General features: G+C 59.9%; 18 protein-coding genes. 12 read left to right on the top strand and 6 right to left on the bottom strand.

The features are described from left to right. The first annotated feature begins 3 nt into the window (after window positions 1–3). The 3 genes from ACR6AS_RS17710 to xylR all read left to right on the top strand — a co-directional run bounded on the left by ACR6AS_RS17710 (window position 4) and on the right by xylR (window position 3973). Window positions 4–1524, top strand: coding sequence for a xylose ABC transporter ATP-binding protein (locus ACR6AS_RS17710; protein WP_418799406.1), 1521 nt, complete (start codon window positions 4–6; stop codon window positions 1522–1524). Continuing rightward, window positions 1517–2701 (top strand): xylose ABC transporter permease XylH, encoded by a 1185-nt coding sequence (gene xylH, locus ACR6AS_RS17705; protein WP_111141088.1) that lies wholly within the window; start codon window positions 1517–1519, stop codon window positions 2699–2701. Before ACR6AS_RS17710 ends, xylH begins: the two co-directional genes overlap by 8 nt. Before the next feature lie 93 nt (window positions 2702–2794). Next, window positions 2795–3973 carry a D-xylose utilization transcriptional activator XylR gene (xylR, locus tag ACR6AS_RS17700; protein WP_111141086.1) on the top strand — a complete coding sequence of 393 codons (1179 nt, stop codon included), beginning with the start codon at window positions 2795–2797 and terminating at the stop codon, window positions 3971–3973. A 52-nt stretch (window positions 3974–4025) separates the two neighbouring features. On the opposite strand, the gene ACR6AS_RS17695 is transcribed toward xylR, so the two are convergent. The 5 genes from ACR6AS_RS17695 to ACR6AS_RS17675 form a co-directional block, all read right to left on the bottom strand. After that, the gene (locus ACR6AS_RS17695) at window positions 4026–5159 is read right to left on the bottom strand and encodes an ROK family protein (RefSeq protein ID WP_111141090.1); all 1134 of its coding nucleotides are present in this window, start codon (window positions 5157–5159) and stop codon (window positions 4026–4028) included. A gap of 256 nt (window positions 5160–5415) precedes the next feature. Further along, window positions 5416–6156 (bottom strand): replicative helicase loader DnaC, encoded by a 741-nt coding sequence (gene dnaC, locus ACR6AS_RS17690; RefSeq protein ID WP_111141084.1) that lies wholly within the window; start codon window positions 6154–6156, stop codon window positions 5416–5418. Next, window positions 6156–6692 (bottom strand): primosomal protein DnaT, encoded by a 537-nt coding sequence (gene dnaT / locus ACR6AS_RS17685; protein ID WP_111141082.1) that lies wholly within the window; start codon window positions 6690–6692, stop codon window positions 6156–6158. Before dnaT ends, dnaC begins: the two co-directional genes overlap by 1 nt. 107 nt (window positions 6693–6799) lie before the next feature. After that, window positions 6800–7480: a hypothetical protein gene (locus ACR6AS_RS17680; RefSeq protein WP_418803842.1), complete on the bottom strand. Its 681-nt coding sequence runs from the start codon at window positions 7478–7480 to the stop codon at window positions 6800–6802. Window positions 7481–7555: 75 nt separating this feature from the next. Then, the gene (locus tag ACR6AS_RS17675) at window positions 7556–8242 is read right to left on the bottom strand and encodes an autotransporter (RefSeq protein WP_434163306.1); all 687 of its coding nucleotides are present in this window, start codon (window positions 8240–8242) and stop codon (window positions 7556–7558) included. 153 nt (window positions 8243–8395) lie between these two features. Here ACR6AS_RS17675 and ACR6AS_RS17670 point away from each other — a divergent pair, with 153 nt between their 5' ends. The 8 genes from ACR6AS_RS17670 (at window position 8396) to ACR6AS_RS17635 (ending at window position 16722) form a co-directional block, all read left to right on the top strand. After that, window positions 8396–8962, top strand: a complete 567-nt coding sequence (locus ACR6AS_RS17670) for a DNA-3-methyladenine glycosylase I (protein WP_434163304.1) — start codon at window positions 8396–8398, stop codon at window positions 8960–8962. 110 nt (window positions 8963–9072) lie between these two features. Next, window positions 9073–9735, top strand: coding sequence for an OmpA family lipoprotein (locus ACR6AS_RS17665; RefSeq protein ID WP_111141074.1), 663 nt, complete (start codon window positions 9073–9075; stop codon window positions 9733–9735). A gap of 361 nt (window positions 9736–10096) precedes the next feature. Then, a complete protein-coding gene (locus tag ACR6AS_RS17660) occupies window positions 10097–11122 on the top strand; it encodes a LacI family DNA-binding transcriptional regulator (protein ID WP_111141072.1) in 1026 nt (341 codons plus the stop codon). A 139-nt stretch (window positions 11123–11261) separates the two neighbouring features. Beyond that, window positions 11262–12011, top strand: coding sequence for a sugar phosphate isomerase/epimerase family protein (locus ACR6AS_RS17655; RefSeq protein ID WP_111141070.1), 750 nt, complete (start codon window positions 11262–11264; stop codon window positions 12009–12011). 9 nt (window positions 12012–12020) lie between these two features. Continuing rightward, window positions 12021–12986, top strand: coding sequence for a sugar kinase (locus ACR6AS_RS17650; protein ID WP_293773516.1), 966 nt, complete (start codon window positions 12021–12023; stop codon window positions 12984–12986). A gap of 33 nt (window positions 12987–13019) precedes the next feature. Continuing rightward, the gene (locus tag ACR6AS_RS17645; RefSeq protein ID WP_434163299.1) at window positions 13020–14300 is read left to right on the top strand and encodes an MFS transporter; all 1281 of its coding nucleotides are present in this window, start codon (window positions 13020–13022) and stop codon (window positions 14298–14300) included. A gap of 115 nt (window positions 14301–14415) precedes the next feature. Beyond that, window positions 14416–15390 (top strand): glyoxylate/hydroxypyruvate reductase GhrB, encoded by a 975-nt coding sequence (gene ghrB, locus ACR6AS_RS17640; RefSeq protein WP_367395948.1) that lies wholly within the window; start codon window positions 14416–14418, stop codon window positions 15388–15390. Window positions 15391–15471: 81 nt separating this feature from the next. Then, the gene (locus ACR6AS_RS17635; RefSeq protein ID WP_111141062.1) at window positions 15472–16722 is read left to right on the top strand and encodes a valine--pyruvate transaminase; all 1251 of its coding nucleotides are present in this window, start codon (window positions 15472–15474) and stop codon (window positions 16720–16722) included. Here the strand turns inward: ACR6AS_RS17635 and ACR6AS_RS17630 are convergent. Beyond that, window positions 16719–18170, bottom strand: coding sequence for an aminotransferase-like domain-containing protein (locus ACR6AS_RS17630; protein WP_111141061.1), 1452 nt, complete (start codon window positions 18168–18170; stop codon window positions 16719–16721). The two genes, ACR6AS_RS17635 and ACR6AS_RS17630, sit on opposite strands and share 4 nt — an antisense overlap. 157 nt (window positions 18171–18327) lie before the next feature. On the opposite strand from ACR6AS_RS17630, the gene ACR6AS_RS17625 reads away from it, so the two are divergent. Then, window positions 18328–19794, top strand: a complete 1467-nt coding sequence (locus ACR6AS_RS17625; RefSeq protein ID WP_434163295.1) for a hypothetical protein — start codon at window positions 18328–18330, stop codon at window positions 19792–19794.

Here is a 19794-nt window from a genome sequence, read left to right as displayed (position 1 = left end):
TCTATGCTGCTGGAAATGAAAAACATCACCAAGCGTTTCGGGGCCGTAAAGGCGCTGAATGACATCAGCCTGCAGCTGGAGGCGGGCGAGGTGATGTCGCTGTGCGGGGAGAATGGTTCAGGAAAATCGACGCTGATGAAGATCCTGTGCGGACTCTATCCGCACGGCGATTTTGAGGGGCAGATTCACTTCTCTGGCGACGAAATTCAGGCGCAGACCATTCGCGATACCGAGCGTAAGGGCATCGTGATTATTCATCAGGAGCTGGCGCTGGTGCGGCAGCTGACGGTGATGGAGAACATCTTCCTGGGGGCCGAACTCAGTCGTTTCGGCATGGTGGATGACGAAACCATGACGCTGCGCTGTCAGCAACTGCTGGCGCGGGTCGGGCTGAATGTCTCACCCGCCACCCGGGTCGGTGAGTTAGGCCTGGGCCAGCAGCAACTGGTGGAGATCGCCCGCGCGCTGAACAAGCAGGTCCGGCTGCTGATTCTCGATGAGCCGACCTCCTCCCTGACGGAGCAGGAGACGGATGTGCTGCTCGGCATCATCCGTAACCTGCGCGAACACGGCATCGCCTGCATCTACATCTCCCACAAGCTGAATGAGGTAAAGGCGATCTCCGATGTCATCTGCGTGATCCGCGACGGCCAGCATATCGCCACCCGACCGGCGGCGGGCCTGAGCGAAGATGACATCATCACGATGATGGTCGGCCGTGAGCTGACCACCCTCTATCCCCATTCGCCGCATCAGATTGGCGAACAGATACTGAAAGTCGAAAACCTCACCGCCTGGCATCCGGTCAATCGCCATATCCGGCGCGTCAACAATGTCTCGTTCACGCTCAGGCGCGGTGAAATCCTCGGCCTCGCCGGGCTGATGGGCGCGGGCAGGACCGAAACGGTGCAGTGTCTGTCTGGCGTCTGGCCAGGGCGCTGGCAGGGCGATATCTGGATCAATGGCCGTCAGGTGAACATCACTGATTGCCGCGCCGCCATTGCGCACGGCATCGCGATGGTGCCGGAAGATCGCAAAAAAGATGGCATCGTGCCACTGATGGCGGTGGGCAAAAATATCACCCTGGCGGCGCTGGATCAGTTCAGTCACCGGCTCTCCACGCTGAATGAAGCGCAGGAGCAGCAGGCGATTAACGAGGCCATCAGGCGGCTGCGGGTAAAAACCTCCTCTTCAGAACTGCCGATTGGCCGGCTAAGCGGAGGCAATCAGCAGAAAGCGATTCTGGCGAAGTGTCTGCTGCTGAATCCGCAAATCCTGATCCTCGATGAACCTACACGCGGCATTGACGTGGGCGCGCGTCAGGAGATCTATCTGCTGATTAATGCGCTGGTTCAGCAGGGTATCGCGGTGATTGTGATTTCTTCTGAACTGCCGGAAGTGCTGGGTCTGAGCGACCGGATTCTGGTGATGCATGAAGGGCAGATCAAAGCCGATCTGATTAACGACAATCTGACTCAGGAGCAGGTGATGGAAGCCGCCCTGCGGAGTGAACATTATGCTTAAAAGTGAAAGTACTCCTGGCCGCCTCTCCGGTACGCCGGGCAAGCCGTCACCGGGCCGATTCACGCTGCCCAATCTGCAGGTTCTGGTGATGCTGGGCGCGATCGTGCTGATTGCGCTGTTCTTTACCTGGACCACCGATGGCGCCTGGCTCAGCGCGCGTAACGTCTCTAACCTGCTGCGTCAGACCGCCATCACCGGCATTCTGGCGGTCGGCATGGTCTTTGTGATTATCTCAGCCGAGATCGATCTCTCCGTGGGTTCGATGATGGGGCTGCTGGGCGGCGCGGCGGCCATTTTTGACGTCTGGCTCGGCTGGCCGCTGCCCCTGACCATCGTGGTGACGCTGGTGATGGGGCTGCTGCTGGGCACCTGGAATGGCTGGTGGGTGGCCTACCGCAAGGTGCCCTCGTTTATCGTGACGCTGGCGGGGATGCTCGCCTTCCGTGGTGTGCTGGTCGGCATCACCGATGGCACCACCGTGGCGCCCATCACGCCGGGCATGTCGCAGATCGGTCAGAGCTATCTGCCAGGCGGCGTCGGTTTCGGCTTTGGCATCGCCGGTCTGGCGCTGTTTATGCTCTGGCAGTGGCGGCTGCGGCTGCGTCGTCAGCAGCTCGGGCTGCCACAGGGTGCAGCCAGCGGCACCGTGGGACGTCAGGCGATCACCGCCATCCTGGTGCTGGGTGCTATCTGGCTGCTCAATGACTATCGCGGCGTGCCTACGCCGGTGTTACTGCTGGCCGTGCTGCTGCTGGCGGGCATGTTTATGGCAACCCGTACCGCCTTTGGCCGTCGCATCTACGCCATCGGCGGCAACATCGACGCCGCGCGCCTGTCGGGCATTAACGTCGCGCGTACCAAGCTGGCGGTGTTTGCCATTAATGGGGTGATGGTGGCGATTGCCGGGCTGATCCTCAGTTCGCGACTGGGCGCTGGCTCACCCTCGGCGGGGAACATCGCCGAACTGGATGCTATCGCCGCCTGCGTCATCGGCGGCACCAGCCTGGCGGGTGGGGTCGGATCGGTGGCGGGGGCCGTTATGGGGGCTTTTATTATGGCCTCGCTCGACAATGGCATGAGCATGATGGATGTGCCGACCTTCTGGCAGTACATCGTGAAGGGCGCGATCCTGCTGCTGGCGGTGTGGATGGATACCGCCACGCGACGTCGGGTGTAATCGCGCGGGCGATCACATTGTGGCGCAAACAATTTTTTTGCCCCTTTCAGGCGTGTTATGCAATGCGCTGAGGATTTAAGGGAACGCGCCACCATGCATGATAAACGTTATCGCATTACGCTGCTGTTTAATGCCAACAAGGTGTATGACCGTCAGGTTGTTGAGGGCGTCGGGGAGTATCTGCAGGCGTCTCAGACTGACTGGGATATCTTCATCGAAGAAGATTTTCGCTGTCGCATCGACAACATCCGCGAGTGGCTGGGCGATGGGGTGATCGCTGACTATGACGATCGCTCCATCGAAACCCTGCTGTCGAACGTCTCTGTTCCGATCGTCGGCGTCGGCGGCTCTTACCATCGCCAGGAAGATTATCCGCCGGTGCACTATATCGCCACAGACAACGCCGCGCTGGTCGAAAAAGCCTTTCTGCATCTGAAAGAGAAGGGGATTAACCGCTTCGCCTTCTACGGTTTACCGGCGTCCAGCGGCAAGCGCTGGGCGCAGGAGCGGGAACAGGCGTTCCGTAAACTGGTGGGACGCGAGCGCTATCAGGGTGTGGTTTATCAGGGGATGGAAACCGCGCCGGATAACTGGCAGCACGCCCAGAACCGGCTGGCAGACTGGCTGCAGACGCTGCCGCCGCAGACCGGGATCATCGCCGTCACGGATGCGCGGGCGCGTCATCTGCTGCAGGCGTGTGAGCTTCTGAAGATTCCGGTGCCGGAGAAGCTTACGGTGATCGGGATTGATAATGAGGAGCTGACCCGCTATCTGTCGCGGGTGGCGCTCTCTTCGGTCGCGCAGGGCTCACGGCAGATGGGCTATCAGGCGGCCAAACTGCTGCACCGGCTGCTGGATAAACAGCCGCTGCCGCTTCAGCGCATTCTGGTGCCGCCGGTGAAGGTCATCGCCCGGCGCTCAACGGATTTCCGCTCGCTGCGCGATCCGGCGGTGATTCAGGCGATGCACTATATCCGCTTCAACGCCTGCAAGGGGATTAAAGTGGAGCAGGTGCTGGATGCCGTCGGGCTGTCGCGTTCCAACCTGGAGAAGCGTTTTCGGGATGAAACCGGCGACACCATTCATGCGATGATCCACCGCGAAAAACTGGAAAAAGCGCGCGAACTGCTGGCTTCTTCCTCACTCAATATCAATGAGATCTCGCAGATGTGCGGCTATCCTTCACTGCAGTATTTCTACTCGGTGTTCCGCAAAAGCTACGACACCACGCCGAAAGAGTATCGCCAGCATCACGGGGAGAATGTGCTGTAGCAGAGCGCGCCGGGTGTGAAGCGAGGCCTGTAAATCGGTGCGGCCCGCGCCACTAGATCAGCCGCTGCTCACTCTCCTCGATCACCGCCAGCGCCAGGCCGTTGGCCGGATCTATCCGGTTTTCGGGAAAGTGCAGCTGCGTGTGGGAAGCGGTAAAGGCCAGCGTGTTGCTCTGGGCCGTTTTGCGCACCGCCTGACAGAATGTCTCACTGACGTTCCACGGGCAATCGATGATGATGGTGGCCGGGTTGAGCAGCAGCATGATCTGACCCAGCGCGGCACCCAGAAAGCCACCAGCCTGCGTCATCACCTCATCCACTACCCGCGTCGCACTGTCCCGGCTCTGCCAGCTCAGGCCTGGCTGGCGCTGCGCCAGCTGCTGATTGACGGCAGGTTTGCTGATCAGCGCTTCCAGACAGCCGCGGCGACCGCAGCTGCAACGCGGTCCGCCGGGCTGAACTATCAGATGTCCCGCCTCTCCGGCGGTCCAGCTGTGCCCGGTAAAGACGTCCCCGTGCTGGATCAGTGCACCGCCAATCCCTTCAGACACGCGCAGATAGAAGTGGCCGCTCTCTGTGGGTAATCCACACTGCTCCACCGCCAGCAGCGCCGCCGCTTTGACATTGTTCATAATGCGAATGGGCAGCTGAATCTGCCTGCGCAGCGAGGTCAGCAGGTCAACATCCTGCCATTCCAGCGGCAACGAGATATGCATCCAGCCGCGCCGGGGATCGACGATGCCCGGAAAGCCCAGGCCAATGCCGAGCAGATGGGGGTAACGTTCGGTGAGCTGGCGGCAGAGCGTGGCCAGCTCGGCCAGTAACCGGTTCGGGTTACTGGTGTCGGTTCGCAGCGTCTGTTCAGCCAGTACCTGAGAAAAGTAGTCACAGACCCGCCAGTGGATGACGTTGCGTTCCACCATCACGCCTGCGCTCTGCAGTTTTTCCGGCCGCAGCCGGATGCCGATCTTGGGCCGCCCGGCGGCCGCCACGCTGACCGGCCCCAGCTCCTCTATCAGCGCCTGCTCCAGCAGATCGTCAATGATTAACGACACGGTATTCTTGCTGAGCGCCAGCGCCTCCGCCAGCTCCTGACGCGACGTGACTCGCTGTTTACGCAACCGGGCCATCACGCGTTTCTGATTATTCAGTCGCAGTAGTGCAGGGCCTTTGCCGTTCGTTTTCATCACGGGTTCACCCAACAGAGGAGTAAACATTGAGTTTATCAGCCCCTGCGCGTTCTATACCCCACACTTTTGCGGCCTGTTTCACACAACAGAAGCGCCCCTGGCCGGGAGCGTGACCGCGATCGGATTGCCGGGTCAGCCTGCGGTTCCGGCAGATCCGGCACGCGGTCGCCGCAAGCCAGCCGCGTTATCCGGCGACGCGAAGCGCGCGCGGTCGGGAGGCTACAGCCTGCAACATACCGGGCTTCGGCGGGGATTAATATTCGTCGCCGCGCACCCGACTGCGATAGCTTTCCCAGTCAAAGCGAACCCACAGGCTGTTGCCCAGGCGCATACGGTCCATCACGCGTTCACCCAGCAGGGCATTCATGCCCGCATGATCGAGGTTGGAGAGCATACCGGTCGGCCGTTTCGACGAGGAGCGGCGGTCGACGATCTGGTTGATAATCACCTTCTCGTAGCGCGATTCGCTCTGCATACCAATCTCATCGATGACCAGCAGATCAACACTGCTGAGATCCTGAATCAGACGCTCTTCGGTGATGCCGCTGCTGCCGCTGAAGGTGCCCTTCATGCTCGACATCAGGTCGGCGACCGTCACGATCAGCACACTTTTTCCGCGCAGGATCAGGTCGTTGCCGATCGCGGCGGCCAGATGGTTTTTACCCGTACCCGGGCGGCCTGAAAAGACAAAGCTGGCGATGCTGCCATCAAATTCAGCGGCGTACTGACGCGCCAGCTCCAGGGCTTTGCGCTGTCCCTCGTTTTCGACCCGGTAATTGTCGAAGGAGCAGTTGATATGCAGTTCCCGAATGCCGGAACGGCCCATCACGCGCTGCATTTTCATTGCGCGGTTCTCACGCACAATCGCCTCTGAACGCAGGCGACCCTGCTCCTGGTTCCACGCCAGCAGCTCTTCACCATTGGCGAATTTCGGCCGGGTACCGGCGGGCATCATTTTTTTCAGACGGTTAAAGAGATCGTCGGGCGTTTTCATTATTCACCTCGGAAACCATCGGGAATAGTACGGTCAGGATCGGGCAACTGCGTGATATCACGCTTCGGCTGCCCGCCGCTGGCGACGCGATTCATCTGGATGCTGCGTGCCAGCTTCTGCTGCCACTGCACATGGTGGAACATCCGGCCTTCCGCCTGCCAGTAGGCGACAAAGGCCGCCAGCTCGGCGGGCGTCACCGGTTCACTCAGCGCCACGCCCCAGATGGCGGCCTGACGCGTAAAGTCGGCATCCGGCTGCCAGCCCGGATACATGGCGAACTTCCCGGCCGGTGTGTGGAGTGGGGCGGGCGTATCGTCATACAGGCTGTCATCCAGCGCCACATCGTTTGGCTGCCGGGCGGCGGCTTCCAGCGCCAGCAGCTCCGCCAGACGCGCCGGGGTGATGGCATACATCACCGGCGCGTAGTTATCTAACACCGCCAGCGTGCCCTTTTCCGCCTGCTGAAGGGCAGTCAGCGGATCCTGTCGGAAGGCATCCAGGCCAATGAGCGTTGAAGTTAAGATTTTAGCTGACATGAAAAGACCTGAGGTTAACAAACACCTTGCGCCGGGAAACGGTCGCCAGCGCAGAAGGGGATATTGTACCTTTTTTAACGAGGGGGATCGCTTAAAAAGGGCCGTGATCAGTGCGAGGTGGCCGGAGACGCAGCGTGGCGGGCCGGTGCGGATTCAGCGGCATGCAGGCTGACGGCTGTGGCGGCGGGACGGGTTTGCCATAAATAGCGAACCGAAGCGAGCCAGCAGAGGCTGTATCCCAGCAGTTCGGTGCCCTCTTCGGCCATGTTTTTCACTGCGCGGTTGTAATCGCCCGGCATCAGGTGCTGCCACAGCGCATGAATCCCAAACAGCCGTGAGAAGACCAGGACCACCAGAAAGCCGGAGGCCATCACCGGCCAGCTGCGATGCTGCACCAGCGCCGCCAGTCCCTTTATGGTCTGTTTCGGCGTGCGCAGCGCCACGGCCAGTGAACCTGCCGTCATGGCCAGCGCAAACCAGACCCAGCTGCCGTGCTGAATAGTGTCAAAGACGAAATCGAGTTCGCGGATCAGCATGCAGCTGTAAAAGCCAGCCACTAAGGTCAGCCCCCCACGCTGGCCAGCGCGGCCGCGGGCCGCAATGAAAAACAGCGCGGCGATGATCGCCAGCATCAGTTCCTGCGTGGTTTCGGTAAAAGAGGTTTCGTGCAGGGCATCGTTCATCCAGGCGACATCAACGTAGACAGGAATGATAGTCAGGGCGAGAACCAGAGCGGCCAGCAGGAAGACCACAATTTCGCGGCCAATAATTGTCAAATCGTTGCGCATAATGTTACCGGTATAATGATTAGCAGCCTCATTATATTTTAATCATCCGGTCGCCTTTCTCTTTTTATGCCCCGCTCAGAAGCTGGCACTGAAGCCAAAGCTGTAGAGTTGCTGCTCCTCGTTATTCAGCGCTTCGCTCTGTGAAAAGGAGGCAAATGCCGCCAGATTATCATTCAGAGGCAGCTGCGCCCCGATACTCAGGTCGATGCCATTGCTCTGATCTGAGCCGCTGGTGATGTCGCGCCCGACACTCTGCGGCGTATCGGCCAGAAAATAGTGATAACTTACCTGCGCCCAGGGCGCTATCCATCCCTGCTGCGAATCGATGCGCCAGCCAACGCTGGCGCTCTGCTCACGGCTCTGCGGATCGCTGTAGTCGCATTGCAGGCAGTTCGTCTGCTGCGGGTCAACTGCATACTGCGCCACCGGCCCGGTGGTGAAGGAGGAGGAAAGGGGCAGATTAATGCCAGCCCGGTAGCGTTTTCCCAGCGGTGTGGTGCCTGCGCTGCCGGTTTCGCTGTGCAACGCGATCGGTGAAGCCGTGGGGGAGTTGATGGCGGCCTCAAACAGGGCGCGGCTGTCATCGCTGAAGGCGAGGGGCGTCAGGGCAATTTTTTCGGCCAGAATCGTGTCGTAGTCGGGCAGCAGATCGGGGTGCTGAGGCGCGGGAGCGCCTCCGCGGGCAAACGTCGGTTGCGATAAGATTAATAGCCCTACAGCACAGCAGGTCCGCAGACCTTTTCCACCGCTTTCTGGCAACATCTTTTCTCCAGGCAGAGCTGAAGTGGTTATCCAACGTTCTGATCAAATTCCGAGCTGTCTCTGTTATTTACCCGGTGTTCGTTTAACTATCAACCGATTAATTCTAAGATCAAGCGGACCGCTAAAATATTCTCGTCATAAAGGAAAAAAGCGATGCAACGATGTGGTTGGGTAACGCAGGATCCCCTCTATCTGGCTTATCACGACAGGGAATGGGGTGTGGCACAGAGAGACAAACATGCGCTGTTTGAGATGCTCTGTCTGGAGGGGCAGCAGGCGGGATTATCCTGGATTACTGTGCTGAAAAAGCGCGAAAACTACCGGATGGCGTTTCATCAGTTTGATCCCGCGGCCATTGCGCAGATGGATGCCGCAGCGATCGACGCGCTGATGCATAACAGCGGCATTATTCGCCATGCGGGTAAAATTGCGGCCATTATTGTCAACGCCCGGGCTTTTCTTGAGATGGAAGCCAAAGGCGAGGATTTCGGCCACTTCGTGTGGCAATTTGTCGATAACGTGCAAATCGTTCACCATCATCCCGATTACCGCCAGGCGCCCGCGACCTCAGAGCAGGCCATAGCGCTCTCGAAAGCGCTGAAGCAGCGTGGTTTTAAATTCATCGGCCCGACAATTTGCTACTCCTTTATGCAGGCCTGCGGGCTGATAAACGATCATCAGAGCAACTGTTTCCGCCATCCTGACAACCAGAAAGGCTGATTCCTGACAAATCAGGATTTTTCCGCACTACATTGCCTGGTCACAGGCGGCATAATCGTGCCACTTATGGGAAAGGTTTTTCCCGGTTTCTCGAATGTAAGGGAACAGAAATGCAGAAGAAATTAATCGCCATCACCTTGTTATTAAGCGGCAGTCTGGCCCTGCCAGGTTGTACTACTAATCCCTACACCGGCGAATCTCAGGCGGGCAAGTCAGGCGTGGGCGCAGGTCTGGGGGCGTTAGTGGGTGCCGGTGTCGGCGTGCTCTCTTCGTCGAAAAAAGATCGCGGTAAGGGTGCTCTGATCGGTGCCGCAAGTGGTGCCGCGCTGGGCGGTGGCGTCGGTTACTACATGGATGTGCAGGAAGCCAAACTGCGCGACAAGATGCGTGGCACCGGCGTCAGCGTGACCCGTAACGGCGATAACATCATCCTGAATATGCCAAACAATGTGACGTTCGACTCCAGCAGCAGCAACCTGAAACCGGCTGGCGCGAACACGCTGACCGGTGTGGCGTTAGTGCTGAAAGAGTATCCGAAAACCGCGGTAAACGTCGTGGGTTACACCGACAGCACCGGCAGCCGTGCACTGAACATGCGCCTGTCACAGCAGCGTGCTGAAAGCGTGGCCAGCTCACTGATCACGCAGGGCGTTGCCAGCGACCGCCTGCGCACTCAGGGTGCAGGCCCGGATAATCCGGTTGCCACCAACAGCACCGAAGCCGGTAAAGCGCAAAACCGTCGCGTTGAGATCACCCTCAGCCCGCTGGGCTAATCGCGGTCGCCCCCGTCCGGGGGCGCTCGCTGTTCTGCGAAACTCACTCTCAGCGTCTGTCTCGTTTCTGTAAACAGGGCCAGCTGAAACCTGAGCGTAAACCGTTCTGAACGACACAGCCCTTTTTACCGCCTTTCTGCACTTCCCCTTTCGCGATCAAAGCCAGCCACGCACGGCTATCCCCCATCCTCTCCTGCCTCTTCATCTGGCTGAACAGGTGCTGGAAAATCTGCGGCGGCTGATGACCGGCCTGCCGTCGAAAAAGTAAACACGCCGGGCAGCAATTTCCGGCGCAGCACTTTTTGCACCGGGCCTGGCTTGTGCTAGTCTCTGCCTGGTTTCTTATTTCGCAGGATATCTCATGAAAATCAGGCCGCCTCGCGCCACCATCAGCGATGTTGCTCGCGCGGCACGAACCGGAAAAACCAGCGTTTCGCGCTATCTGAATGGCGAACTGCATCTGCTCTCTGCGGATTTAAAAGCGCGGATCGAGCAGGCTATTGCCGATCTCAGCTATCGCCCCAGTCAGATGGCACGCGGCCTGAAGCGCGGTCGTACCCGGCTGATCGGTCTGATTATTGCCGATATTACCAACCCCTATTCTGTGGATGTGATGAGCGGGATTGAAGCCGCCTGCCGCGAGCAGGGCTTCACGCTGCTGATGTGTAACACCAACAATGAAGTGGATCTGGAACAGCACTATCTGCAACTGCTGAGCAGCTATCAGGTGGAGGGCATTGTGGTCAACGCGGTCGGCATGCGCGAAGAGGTGCTCAATCACCTGCAACAGTCGCTGCTGCCGATGGTCCTGATTGACCGCAAAATCCCCGATTTTCCCTGCGATGTGGTGGGCCTGAATAATGCCGAAGCCGCCGAAACCGCCACGCGCCATCTGGTGGAGAATGGCTACGAGGCGCTGCTGTTTCTCAGTGAGCCGCTGGGCAGCGTCAACACCCGCCGCGAGCGCCTGCAGGCTTTTCGTCAGCTGCTGGGCTCGCATCCACAGGTTGCGCATGAAAATGCGGAGGTCCCGCTGCATCAGCCTGCCGCGCTGGACCAGGCGCTGCTGACATTCCGGCAGCGTCACGCCGGCAAACGCTGTGCGGTGATGGTCGCCAACGGCGCACTGACGCTGCAGGTAGCGCGATCGCTGCAACGGCTCAATCTGCACTGGGGTCGCGATATCGGGCTCCTCGGGTTCGACGAACTGGAGTGGGCGGCACTGGCGGGTGTCGGGATCACCACGCTGAAACAGCCTACCTGGCAGATTGGCTTCAGTGCGCTGGAACGGCTGATAGCGCGCATAGAGGGCAGCGATTTGCCGGTTGCCGAACAGGTTTTCTCTGGCGAACTGATCGTTCGCGGCTCCAGCCAGCCTCTGGGCTGAAATTCAGATTTAACCTTTCCTTTACGTGCTCGCTTCGTGAGCACGATCATAATTTCACAGTTTGCTCCTTTGCTTTGGAACCGGTTCCATTTAGGGTTTTTCTATTCGTTATGGGCAGCCATCTGCCATGGAGTAGAACATGAAACCTGACATCATCGTGGTGACCGCCGCCTATGGCCATGCTCAGATCGCCGCGCTCGGCGGTCAGCGTGCGCTGCTACCGATTATTCAGCAGGCGGGCGCTGACGGCGTCGAAATTCGCCGCGAGTTGCTTGATGACGCGGCACTGGCGACGCTGCCGTCGCTGGCCCAGGCGGTGGCGCAGCATCAGCTCCACGCCAGCTATTCGGTGCCCGATACCCTGTTTTGTGACGGCGGCGAAATCAATCCGCGCATAACTCACTACGTTGAAGAAGCGCGCCAGTTAAACGCGCAGCGACTGAAGCTGGCGCTGGGCGACTTTACCGGTGCGCTGCCACGCGACACGCTGCAGGCGCTGCTGGCCTCGCTGCCGTTTCAGCTGACGATAGAAAACGATCAGACCGAACAGGGCCGGCTGGCCCCGACGGTGGCGTTTTTTACGGCGGTCAGGGAAGCCGGGCTGGCCATTAACATGACCTTTGATATGGGCAACTGGTGCTGGACCGGTGAGGATGCCGGTCAGGCGGCAGCATTGCTGGCCGCGCAGGTGGGCTATGTGCATGTCAAAGCCGCAGTGCCGCATCAGGAGAGCTTCCGGGCGATTGCGCTGGATGATGCTGACGACTGCTGGCTCGCCCTGCTGCAACAGCTACCGGCTACCGCGCCGCGCGGCATTGAATTTCCGCTCGAAGGCGACGATCTGACTGCGGTGACACGCCACTATGTGTCGCTGCTGCGTAACGTGTAAGGAGTAAAGATGATGACGCATCACACTATGCATCATAACGGTCCGCTTGATGTTGTCACGATTGGTGAGGCGATGGCGATGTTCGTCGCCCGTGAAACCGGCGACCTGGCCGCAGCAGAGACCTTTGTGAAACGTGCCGCGGGCGCAGAGCTGAATGTCGCAACCGGCCTTGCCCGTCTTGGTCTGAAAGTGGGCTGGGTCAGCCGCATCGGCGATGACGCCTTTGGCCGGTTTATCTGTCAGCAGCTGGAAAAAGAGGGGATCGACCACGCCCGGGTAACGGTCGATTCGCGCTATCCCACAGGTTTTCAGCTGAAGTCCAAAGTCGATGATGGTTCCGACCCGCTGGTGGAGTATTTCCGTAAAGGTTCGGCGGCCAGCCATCTGTCGGTTGACGATTTCGACGCGGACTATTTCGGCTCGGCGCGTCATCTGCACCTGAGCGGTGTCGCGGCGGCGCTGTCAGAGAGCTCGCTGGAACTGCTGAAACACACTGCGAAAGAGATGCGGTCGCGCGGTAAAACGATTTCGTTTGATCCTAACCTGCGGCCGGTGCTGTGGCGCAGCGAAGAGGAGATGCGTAAGCAGCTCAACCTGCTGGCAGAGTACGCCGACTGGGTGCTGCCAGGCGAAAAAGAGGGACTGATCCTCACCGGCTATCGTCAGCCGGAGGCGATCGCGGATTTCTATCTCGACAAGGGCGTGAAAGCCGTCGTGATAAAAACCGGGTGTGACGGTGCCTGGTATAAAACGGCCCAGGGTGAACAGGGCCAGGTGGCGGCGGTCAGGGTTGAAAACGTGGTGGATACCGTCGGGGCGGGTGATGGCTTTGCGGTAGGGGTGATCAGCGCCCTGCTGGAAGGTCAGTCGCTGCCGCAGGCGATCCGTCGCGGAAACAAAATTGGTTCGATGGCGATTCAGGTTATTGGTGACAGCGAAGGTCTGCCGACGCGTCAGCAACTGGGCGATGTGTAGTCAACGCCCCCTCTACAGACACAGGAGTTCCCGATGAAAAAGCAGACAATCGCGCCAAAACGGTGGTGGTTCATCATGCCCATCGTGTTTATCACCTACAGCCTGGCCTATCTCGACCGGGCCAACTTCAGCTTCGCTTCTGCTGCCGGGATTAATGATGATCTTGGCATCACCAAAGGCATGTCCTCGCTGCTGGGGGCGCTGTTCTTCCTGGGATACTTCTTCTTCCAGATCCCGGGGGCGATTTATGCCGAACGCCGCAGCGTGAAGAAACTGATTTTCTGGTGCCTGATCCTGTGGGGCGGCTGTGCCTCCCTGACCGGGGTGGTCAGCAACATTCCGATGCTGGCGGCAATCCGCTTTATCCTGGGGGTGGTCGAAGCGGCCGTGATGCCGGCGATGCTGATCTACATCAGCAACTGGTTTACCAAATCGGAACGCTCCCGCGCCAACACCTTTCTGATCCTGGGGAACCCGGTGACGGTGCTGTGGATGTCTGTGGTTTCCGGCTATCTGATCGAATCTTTTGGCTGGCGCGAGATGTTCATCATCGAAGGGATTCCGGCGGTGATCTGGGCGGTGGCCTGGTGGTTCCTGGTGCAGGATAAACCTTCGCAGGCACGCTGGATGAGCGATGCCGAGAAAGCGGCGCTGCAGGCTGAACTGCAGAAAGAGCAGGAGAACATCAAAGCGGTGCGCAACTACGGCGAAGCGTTCCGCAACCGCAACGTGATCATTCTCTGCCTGCAATACTTTGCCTGGAGCATCGGCGTCTATGGCTTCGTACTGTGGCTGCCGTCGATTCTGCGTAACGGTACGCAGATGGGTATGGTGGAAGCGGGCTGGCTCTCTGCGGTGCCTTATCTGGCCGCGACTATCGCGATGGTGGCGGTCTCCTGGGCGTCGGACAGAACCCAGAACCGTAAGCTGTTTGTCTGGCCGCTGCTGCTGGTCGGGGCGCTGGCGTTCCTCGGCTCCTGGCTGGTGGGATCGAACAATTTCTGGATGTCCTACACCCTGTTAGTGATCGCCGGTGCCGCGATGTATGCGCCTTACGGCCCGTTCTTCGCCATTATTCCTGAGATGCTGCCGCGCAACGTCTCCGGTGGCGCGATGGCGCTGATCAACAGCATGGGTGCGCTGGGGTCGTTTATCGGTTCGTGGATTGTCGGCTATCTTAATGGGGCTACCGGCAGCCCGGCGGCCTCCTACATCTTTATGGGATCGGCCCTGCTGGTGGCGGTGTGGCTGACGCTGATTGTGAAACCGGCGCAGAACACAGCGCCGCCGCTGCAGAGTGCAAAACCGGCCTGAAAGCGTAAGCGCTGAAGGGGGCTGACCCGGCGTCAGCCCACCGGCGCAACAATGCGTCTCTGTTTCTCCGGGCGGCCTGCAGGCCGCCCGCTACTTATTGATCGGGAGCGACCGAATGAAACCCGCTGTAATTCTCTACAAAAAACTGCCTGACGATCTCTATGCCCGCCTGGCTGAACAGTGTGACGTGACGGAAATCAGTGACCTCTCGCCAGAAAATCAGCAGCAACACGCTGAGGCGTTCCGGCAGGCCGAGGGGCTGCTGGGATCGGGCGGTAAAGTGAACGGGGACCTGCTGGCAAAAATGCCGAATCTGCGCGTCTGCTCCAGCGTCTCGGTAGGCTATGACAATTTTGATGTCGAGGCGCTCAACCAGCGTAACGTGGTGCTGATGCACACCCCGACCGTTCTGACCGAAACCGTTGCGGATACCATGATGGCGCTGGTGCTGAGCACGGCGCGCCGCGTGCCGGAGCTGGATGCCTGGGTCAAAGCGGGCCACTGGCAGAAGAGCATCGGCCCGGCGCAGTTCGGCATCGACGTGCATCATAAAACCCTGGGTATTCTCGGCATGGGCCGTATCGGCATGGCGCTGGCGCAGCGCGCCCACTTTGGCTTCGGCATGAACATCCTCTACAACGCACGCCGTGAACATGAAGAGGCGCAGACGCGCTTTGGCGCACGGCGCTGTGACCTGGAGACGCTGCTGAAAGAGAGTGATTTCGTCTGCATCAGCCTGCCGCTGACGCGCGAAACGCACCATCTGATCGGTGCCGCTGAACTGGCGCTGATGAAGCCGGATGCGGTGCTGATTAACGCCGGTCGCGGGCCGGTGGTGGATGAACAGGCGCTGATCGCCGCACTGCAGGCGGGCAAGCTGCACGCCGCCGGACTGGATGTGTTTGAGCAGGAGCCGGTCGCTGCCGACTCTCCGCTGCTGTCGCTGCCCAACGTGGTCACCCTGCCGCACATCGGTTCTGCCACGCATGAAACCCGTTACGGCATGATGCAGGATGCGGTGGAAAACCTCATCGCTGCGCTCGGCGGAAGCGTCGATAAAAACTGCGTTAACCCGCAGGCGCTGAAGTAATCCTCACGCCTTTCCATTGCGCCCGCCGATGGCGGGCGTTATGGTGGACCCCCGATTCGCTATCACAAATATTTAACCGCTATGTCCTTTTCTCAGTTCGGCGACAAATTTACTCAACATTCCGGCATCTCACGTCTGATGGAAGATATGGGCGCGGGCCTGCGTACGCCTGGCACTATCATGCTGGGCGGCGGTAATCCGGCGCAGATCCCGGCCATGAACGACTACTTTCAGCAGCTGCTGCTGCAGATGCATGAGGAAGGCAAACTCAGCGAGGCGCTCTGTAACTATGACGGCCCGCGTGGTAAGGCGACGCTGCTGGCGTCGCTGGCAGCACTGCTGAGCGAGCAGCTTGGCTGGCCGATCACTGCGCAGAACATCGCCCTGACCAACGGCAGCCAGAGCGCCTTCTTCTATCTGTTTAATCTGTTTGCCGGTCGCCGGGCCGATGGCAGCAAAAAGCGGGTGCTGTTCCCGCTGGCGCCGGAATATCTGGGCTATGCGGATGCCGGTCTGGAAGAGGGGCTGTTTGTCTCGGCGAAGCCGAACATTGAGCTGCTGCCGGAAGGGCAGTTTAAATATCATGTCGATTTCGAACATCTGCCGATGAACGATGAGGTCGGGCTGATCTGCGTCTCGCGTCCCACGAACCCCACCGGCAACGTCATCACTGACGATGAGCTGATGCAGCTCGATGCGCTGGCGCAGCAGCATGATGTGCCGCTGCTGATCGACAACGCCTATGGCGTGCCGTTCCCCGGCATTATTTTCAGCGAGGTCCGTCCGCTGTGGAATCCCAATATCATCCTCTGCATGAGCCTGTCAAAACTCGGCCTGCCGGGCGCGCGCTGCGGCATCATCATCGCTGACGAGAAGACCATCTCGGCGCTGAGTAACATGAACGGCATCATCAGCCTGGCGCCAGGCAGTATCGGCCCGGCTATCGCCCACGAGATGATCGGTCGCGGCGATCTGCTGCGTCTCTCTGAAGAGGTGATTAAGCCGTTTTATCAGCAGAAGGTGCAGCAGACCCTTGCAATCCTGCGACGCTATCTGCCGGAAGATCGCTGCCTGATCCACAAGCCGGAAGGGGCGATTTTCCTCTGGCTCTGGTTCCGCGATCTGCCGATCACGACAGAACTGCTTTATCAGCGCCTTAAGGCGCGTGGCGTGCTGATGGTGCCGGGCCACTTCTTCTTCCCCGGCCTGGAGCAGGCGTGGCCGCACACCCATCAGTGTATGCGGATGAATTATGTGCCGGACGCGGAGAACATTGAGCGGGCGGTGCAGATTCTGGCGGAAGAGGTCGAAATCGCCTGGCGCGACAGCTAATCCAGCGGCGTGCTTAACGACAGCTGGCACCACTGTGCCAGCTGCTGAATCGCCTGTTCCACCTCCCGGTTCCAGCCGAACCCGGCATTGAGCCGGAAGCAGTGATCGTAACGCGGGTCGGTGGCGAAAATGTGTCCCGGCGCAATGCCGATCCCCGCGTTGCGCGCTTTCAGAAACAGCTCGCGGACGTTCAGCGCCTGTCGGGGCATCTCCACCCACAGCACGTATCCCCCTTCCGGATCGGACACCCGGGTTCCCGCCGGAAACTCCCGCAGCACCGACTGGCGCATTTCATGGATCTGCCGCGCCAGCTCGCGCCGCAGCTTGCGCAGGTGAGCGTCATAGCCGCCGCTGCGCAGCAGCTCCGCCACCGCCGCCTGCGACAGCACCGAGGTGCCCATGGTCGAGGTATATTTCAGCGAGGCGATTTTACGCATGTAGTTGACGCTGTGAACCCAGCCGATACGGATGCCGGGCGCCACGGTTTTCGAGAAGCCGCTGCAGAGAATGGCGTTGGGGCTGAAGGCGCGCATCGGAAAGGGACGCCGCTCGCCAAAGGCGGTATCGCCGAAGATATCATCCTCAATGATCACCACATCGTTTTCATCAGCCTGGCGGGCAATATAGGCTTTCTGCTCGTTGGGAATGCTCTTGCCCAGCGGGTTGTTGACGTTACAGAGGGTAAGAAAGACCCGCACCGCCCGGCGCTGAAACAGCCCGGTCAGCTTCGCGACATTGATATATCCCTCCGGGCCGGCTTCCACCTCGATCACCCGCAGATTGAGGTTATGCAGCATCTGCAGCAGCACGAAATAGCAGGGTGACTCCACCGCCACCACATCTCCCGGCTGGGTGGTGGCCCGCAGCGACAGGGAGATTGCCTCAATGCAGCCGTTGGTGATCAGGATATCGTCGGCGCTGATATTGCAGCCGTAATCGACCGCGCGGCGGGCAATTTCCGTTTTCAGCGGCGCATAGCCGGTGCCCTTGACCGTATTGCCGAGCAGGGCCGGTTTGCTGTAGCCCATCTGACGCATCAGCAGGCCGAGGCGCCTGACCGGATAGAGCGCGCTGTCGCCGTTAGCCAGGTCGAGCCGCACCCGGCAGTCTGAGCCGAGCATCGCCAGGTGCAGTTCGGTCTGCTCATCGAGCGGGGCAATGGCGCGCGGCTGTTCGCTGACGGCGGGCAGCTGGCGCGCCAGGGGCCGCTCCGGCGCAACGAAAAAGCCCGATTTCGGGCGGGCGACGGCGTAGCGTTCATCCTCCAGCGTGCGCAGGGTTTTCAGCGCCGTGGTCAGGCTGACATTGTACTGGGTCGCCAGCGTGCGCACCGACGGCAGACGGCTGTCGGGCGCCAGCGAACCGGCATGAATGGCCTGCTTGATCTGTTCGGCTATCTGGCGGTAACGACTGCGCTGACTCTCCTGCTCACCGACAACATCGGCCATCTGTTCCACCCCATATCGCGCTGATCTGTGCATATTCAACAGAGTACATTCAAAGTACTTTAGGCTGCATCTCTTAATTATTCATGACGCTAAACAGCCCGGCGGTGCCGGGTTCAGGCCACCGCGTGGTGCCGTTCACCTGAAGGAAATGTGAGAAATGAATAATCTGCCCGCCATGATGAAAGAGATTGAGACGTATCTGTCACCCGCCATTATTGCGTCGGCGCAGCGTTGTGCGGCCCGTCTGCTGGCGGTGTTACCCCGGACGCGGCAGCCTGAGGAGAACCGGGTGCTACTCGCCTATGGCGGGGGAAAAGACAGCAGCTATATGGTGGCCTGGGTGCGTTACATCCAGGGGCTGATCTGGCAGCAGCAGGGCCGCACCTTCTCGCTGCGGGTCAGCACCAACCGCCATGCGGGGATGAATCAGAGCGTGATGGAGAATATCGACCGCGTTTATCAGGCGCTGGCCATGCACGACGATGAGCGGGTGGAGTGTCTGGTGGTGGATGGCCTGCTGATCCGGCCTTTCAGCCGGGACCTGCCGATGCCGGAGAGTGTGCGGCAGCAGAATCGCAACGATGTGCTGATGAATGGCCACCGGTTTCGTGCCGATGCCCGCTCGACCTTCTGCAACGCCTGCAACCTCAGCATGGTGAACTCCTTTGGCCTGGCGGCGGACTACAACGGCGGCGTGGATCTGATTATCACCGGTGACTCGCCGCAGGAGCAGGCCGCCTATCTGGCCTGGGCGCGCCATCTTTCACGCCTGTTTGATGCGCCGGTGGCGGACAAAAGCCGGGGCTTCAGCGGGTTTCTGCAGACGCTGGACGGCGTGGCCGGCCGCTACTTCAGCGAGGTGTATGGTGCCGATCAGCTGACGCCTGCGCACCGCATCACCCATCAGCTGGCGCGCGATCCGCTGTTTTTCAATATCTATCAGGACACCGCCTATGAGGCGGGCGCGCACTGGGCGCTGCTCAGCGATTTTATGGGCTTCCGGTTTGATGCGCTGATGTTCAGTTTTTCTGAATCCGACTGCGGTAATCCGACGCTGATGGCGCACCTGCGCGGTCTGCGGGCCGAAACGCTGCTGCAGCGCAGCTATGGTGAAGGGATCCGGGAATATGTGCGTTTTGCGCTGGCGCTGATGGTGAAGAAAGAGTTTCCACCCGTGCTCATCGACGAGATGGCGGCGCGCTATCAGGATGAGGCCGCCATCCAGCGGCAGCGGCAGCGCGCTAGCACGTTTGCGCGGGAGGCGTTTGATCTGCGCGACGAACAGCTGATCTGCCTGATCTACTCCCCCTTCCTGGGACAGGGCGCGCAGCTCGGTCAGTGGCTGGCGCAGCAGCAGATTCCGCTCGATGAGGCGGCTATCCGCGACCTGCTCGATCAGCGCAGCGACGATCTGGCGCTGGCCCGGCAGCTGATGCAGCGCTCCGGCATGACGCTGACGCAGATGCGGCACTGCTGGCAGAGCAGGCCGGTCAACTCGCTGCTGGAGGGAAAAAGTGACGATCCGCTGTCGCGCGTCCTGCGCTTTGATCCCCACAAGGCGGTGATTCAGGTCAGTAACGGTGTGCTGAACGACATCGTGACGGAAATCATTTCCGGGCGTTAA

Source organism: Pantoea phosphatilytica (assembly GCF_051025615.1).
GTDB lineage: Bacteria > Pseudomonadota > Gammaproteobacteria > Enterobacterales > Enterobacteriaceae > Pantoea.
This window is presented reverse-complemented; position numbering and strand designations above follow the sequence as displayed.

Coding starts and splice junctions, on each gene's coding strand:
- ACR6AS_RS17625 (WP_434163295.1), top strand. CDS start 18,328: ATGAATAATCTGCCCGCCATGATGAAAGAGATTGAGACGTATCTGTCA.
- ACR6AS_RS17655 (WP_111141070.1), top strand. CDS start 11,262: ATGAAACCTGACATCATCGTGGTGACCGCCGCCTATGGCCATGCTCAG.
- ACR6AS_RS17680 (WP_418803842.1), bottom strand. CDS start 7,480: ATGCGCAACGATTTGACAATTATTGGCCGCGAAATTGTGGTCTTCCTG.
- ACR6AS_RS17630 (WP_111141061.1), bottom strand. CDS start 18,170: ATGGCCGATGTTGTCGGTGAGCAGGAGAGTCAGCGCAGTCGTTACCGC.
- xylH (WP_111141088.1), top strand. CDS start 1,517: ATGCTTAAAAGTGAAAGTACTCCTGGCCGCCTCTCCGGTACGCCGGGC.
- ACR6AS_RS17710 (WP_418799406.1), top strand. CDS start 4: ATGCTGCTGGAAATGAAAAACATCACCAAGCGTTTCGGGGCCGTAAAG.
- ACR6AS_RS17650 (WP_293773516.1), top strand. CDS start 12,021: ATGATGACGCATCACACTATGCATCATAACGGTCCGCTTGATGTTGTC.
- ACR6AS_RS17695 (WP_111141090.1), bottom strand. CDS start 5,159: ATGAAAACGAACGGCAAAGGCCCTGCACTACTGCGACTGAATAATCAG.
- xylR (WP_111141086.1), top strand. CDS start 2,795: ATGCATGATAAACGTTATCGCATTACGCTGCTGTTTAATGCCAACAAG.
- ACR6AS_RS17660 (WP_111141072.1), top strand. CDS start 10,097: ATGAAAATCAGGCCGCCTCGCGCCACCATCAGCGATGTTGCTCGCGCG.
- ghrB (WP_367395948.1), top strand. CDS start 14,416: ATGAAACCCGCTGTAATTCTCTACAAAAAACTGCCTGACGATCTCTAT.
- ACR6AS_RS17635 (WP_111141062.1), top strand. CDS start 15,472: ATGTCCTTTTCTCAGTTCGGCGACAAATTTACTCAACATTCCGGCATC.
- ACR6AS_RS17675 (WP_434163306.1), bottom strand. CDS start 8,242: ATGTTGCCAGAAAGCGGTGGAAAAGGTCTGCGGACCTGCTGTGCTGTA.
- ACR6AS_RS17645 (WP_434163299.1), top strand. CDS start 13,020: ATGAAAAAGCAGACAATCGCGCCAAAACGGTGGTGGTTCATCATGCCC.
- dnaT (WP_111141082.1), bottom strand. CDS start 6,692: ATGTCAGCTAAAATCTTAACTTCAACGCTCATTGGCCTGGATGCCTTC.
- ACR6AS_RS17665 (WP_111141074.1), top strand. CDS start 9,073: ATGCAGAAGAAATTAATCGCCATCACCTTGTTATTAAGCGGCAGTCTG.
- dnaC (WP_111141084.1), bottom strand. CDS start 6,156: ATGAAAACGCCCGACGATCTCTTTAACCGTCTGAAAAAAATGATGCCC.
- ACR6AS_RS17670 (WP_434163304.1), top strand. CDS start 8,396: ATGCAACGATGTGGTTGGGTAACGCAGGATCCCCTCTATCTGGCTTAT.